The sequence below is a fragment of the Acidovorax sp. HMWF018 genome, assembly GCF_003061035.1.
GTDB lineage: Bacteria > Pseudomonadota > Gammaproteobacteria > Burkholderiales > Burkholderiaceae_C > Acidovorax > Acidovorax delafieldii.
In genome coordinates this window covers 15,207-18,576 of the sequence record NZ_QAIM01000253.1, presented here as the reverse complement: position 1 = coordinate 18,576, position 3,370 = coordinate 15,207, and the positions used below count along the sequence as shown (strand labels likewise).

Below are 3,370 nucleotides of genomic sequence, written 5' to 3'. Positions count from 1 at the left end.
ACGCCCACCTGGACAGCCTGGGCATGCAGCGCCACATCACGGCGCGCTGCGCACATTTCAGCCTCATCCCCAGCATCGTGGCATCGAGCTTGCTTGTGCTGACCACCGGCCGCCAGTACTGCGAGCGGTATGTGGAGCAACTTCCGCTGGCTATATTGCCGTGCCCGGTGCCGTTTCCTCGGCTCATGTACTACCAGCTGTGGCACGCCCGCACGCACCACTCGGCGGCGGCCGCCTGGCTGCGTGACTGTGTGAAAACCGTGGCTGCTTCGCTACGAAAAGAATAGCTGCTTGAGCATGCTGAACAAGCGCCATGAGGTATTTTCATTCTTATAACAAGTTGTAAAACTGAGAGACAATCCCCGCATGAGTTCTCCCCCCAATCCTTCAGCGCCTGGTGCGGCGCCGCCACGGCTGCAGCTGGTGGGCATCACCAAGCGCTACCCGGCCGTGGTGGCCAACAGCGGCGTGTCGCTCACGGTGCTGCCGGGTGAAATCCACGCCGTGCTGGGCGAAAACGGCGCGGGCAAGTCCACGCTGATGAAAATCATCTACGGCTCGGTCAAGCCCGATGAAGGCAGCGTGTTCTTCAACGGCCAGGCCGTGCAGGTGCGCAACCCGCAAGAAGCGCGGGCCCTGGGCATTGCCATGGTGTTCCAGCATTTCAGCCTGTTCGACACCCTCACGGTGGCCGAGAACGTCTGGCTGGGCCTGGACAAGAGCCTGACGCTGGCTGAAGTGACCGGCCGCATTACCGCCAAGGCCGCCGAATACGGCCTGGACATCGACCCTCTGCGCCCCGTGCACACGTTGAGCGTGGGCGAGATGCAGCGGGTAGAAATCATTCGCGCGCTGCTCACCAATCCCAAGGTGCTGATCCTGGACGAGCCCACTTCGGTGCTCACGCCCCAGGCGGTCGAAAAGCTTTTTGTGGTGCTGCGCAAGCTGGCCAGCGAGGGTTGCAGCATCCTCTACATCAGCCACAAGCTGCACGAAATCCGCGCGCTGTGCACTGCCTGCACCGTGCTGCGTGGCGGCAAGGTGACGGGCGTGTGCAACCCGACCGAGGAATCCAATGCGTCCCTGTCGCGGCTGATGATCGGCGCCGAACCGCCGGCGCTGGAACACCGTGCCGTGCAGACCGGCGCCACGGTGCTGCGCGTGCAGGGCTTGTCGCTGCCGCGCGCCGACCAGTTTGGTGTGGACCTGATCGACCTGCAGTTCGAGGTCAAGGCGGGCGAGGTGGTGGGCATTGCCGGAGTGTCGGGCAACGGGCAAAAAGAATTGCTCTATGCGCTGTCGGGCGAAGACCAGCGGGCTGATGCGGCCAGCATCCAGGTGTCCGGCCAGAACGCGGGCCGCATGGGTCCCGGCCAGCGCCGTGCGCTGGGCCTGCATTTTGTGCCCGAAGAGCGCCTGGGCCGGGGCGCCGTGCCCACCATGGGGCTGGCGCACAACCTGCTGCTCACCCGCACCAATTCGGTCGGCGGCAGTGGCTGGATCAAGGTGGGTGCGCTGCAAAAACATGCCGAGGACATCATCCGGCGCTTCAATGTGAAGGCGGGCGGCCCCAACGCAGCGGCCAAGTCGCTGTCGGGTGGCAACCTGCAGAAGTTCATCGTGGGGCGCGAGATTGACGCCAACCCCAAGCTGCTCATCGTTTCGCAGCCCACCTGGGGCGTGGATGTGGGCGCCGCCGCACAGATCCGGGGCTCCATCCTGGCCCTGCGTGACGCAGGCTGCGCCGTGCTGGTGGTCAGTGAGGAGCTGGACGAATTGTTTGAAATCTGCGACCGGCTGCATGTGGTGGCCAAGGGGCACCTGTCGCCCTCGGTGCAGCGCGCCGAGGCCACGGTGGAACGCATCGGTGAATGGATGAGCGGGCTGTGGCATGCCGATGTGCAAGCGCACCTCGCACAACAGGCCAAGGCAGCGGAGGTGCAGCATGCTTAAGCTGGAACCACGCCCCCAGGCTTCCAAGCTCTGGACCTATGGCTCGCCGCTGCTGGCGCTGGCCGTCACGGTGCTGATTGGTGTGGCCTTGTTCATTGCGCTGGGCAAAGACCCGGTGCGCGGGCTGCAGGTGTTCTTCTGGGAGCCCATCAAGACGCAGTACGCCATTGGCGAACTCATGGTCAAGGCCACGCCACTGTTGCTGATTGCGCTGGGGCTGGCCGTGTGTTTCCGCTCCAACGTGTGGAACATCGGCGCCGAAGGCCAGTTTGTCATTGGCGCCGTGGTGGCGGGCGGCGTGGCGCTGCTGGCCGACAAGACCACGGGCCCCTGGATTGTGCCCGCCATCCTGCTCGCCGGGGTGCTGGGCGGCATGGCCTGGGCGGGGCTCACGGCGCTGCTGCGCGACAAGTTCAACGCCAACGAAATCCTGGTGAGTCTGATGCTGGTCTATGTGGCCACGCTGGTGCTGGGCTATCTGGTCTACGGTCCGTGGAAGGACCCGATGGGCTACAACTTTCCGCAGACCAAGACGTTCGAGAAGGTCACGCAGATCCCGCGCCTGATGCAGGGCTCGCGCGTGTCCATCGGGTTGCTGCTGGCGCTCGCAGGCGCTGGGGCCTTGTGGGTGTTCCTGTTCCGTACGCGGGCGGGCTTTGCCCAGCAGGTGGGCGGGCTGGCACCAGCGGCGGCGCGTTATGCGGGCTTTTCGTCGCGCCGCGCGCTGTGGACGGCGCTGCTGATTTCGGGCGGCGCAGCTGGCCTGGCTGGTGCGCTGGAGGTGGCAGGGCCCATCGGCCAGCTCACGCCCTATGTGCCTGCGGGCTACGGCTTCGCGGCCATCATCGTGGCCTTTGTGGGGCGGTTGCACCCGGTGGGCATGATCCTCTCGGCCATCCTCATGAGCATGTTCTATATCGGTGGTGAACTCGCGCAGTCGCGCCTGGGCCTGCCCAAGTCGCTCACCGGTGTGTTCCAGGGCCTGCTGCTGTTCACGCTGCTGGCCTGTGACACGTTGATTGCCTACCGCATCCGCTGGGTCGGCAGCAAGAAAGGAGGTGTCTGATGGAGTCTTATGCACTGCTCATCGGCGCCACGCTCAGTGCGGGCACCGTGCTGGCCATTGCGGCCCTGGGCCTGCTCATCAACGAAAAGGCGGGCATCGTCAACCTGGGGGCCGAGGGCATGATGCTCTGCGCCGCCATTGCAGGCTTTGCCACCGTGGTGCACACGGGCAACACCTGGCTGGGCTTTGCGGCAGGCATGGCGGCAGGTGCCGTGCTGGCCGCCATCTTTGGTGTGCTGGTGATCTGGCTCAACACCAACCAGTACGCCACGGGGCTTGCGCTCAGTCTGTTCGGCGTGGGCTTCTCCGCGTTTGCGGGCATCAGCTATGTGCAGGCCAAGCTGCCCGAGC

General features: G+C 65.1%; 3 protein-coding genes and 1 pseudogene. All 4 read left to right on the top strand.

Annotation, left to right across the window (positions count from 1 at the left end; translation table 11 throughout):
• Window positions 1-287 (top strand): LysR substrate-binding domain-containing protein (locus tag DBR23_RS09280; protein ID WP_233250359.1); only part of this gene is annotated, 287 nt, incomplete at its 5' end.
• Between the two features lie 79 nt (window positions 288-366).
• Entirely contained in the window at window positions 367-1,953 is a 1,587-nt protein-coding gene (locus tag DBR23_RS09275; RefSeq protein ID WP_108498055.1) for an ABC transporter ATP-binding protein, read from the top strand.
• On the top strand, window positions 1,946-3,019 hold the full coding sequence (locus DBR23_RS09270) for an ABC transporter permease (protein ID WP_108498054.1): 1,074 nt from the start codon (window positions 1,946-1,948) through the stop codon (window positions 3,017-3,019). The genes DBR23_RS09275 and DBR23_RS09270 overlap by 8 nt, the downstream gene beginning before the upstream one ends.
• A pseudogene (locus tag DBR23_RS30435) lies at window positions 3,019-3,370 on the top strand (ABC transporter permease); the annotation flags it as partial. The gene DBR23_RS09270 and the pseudogene DBR23_RS30435, both read left to right, overlap by 1 nt.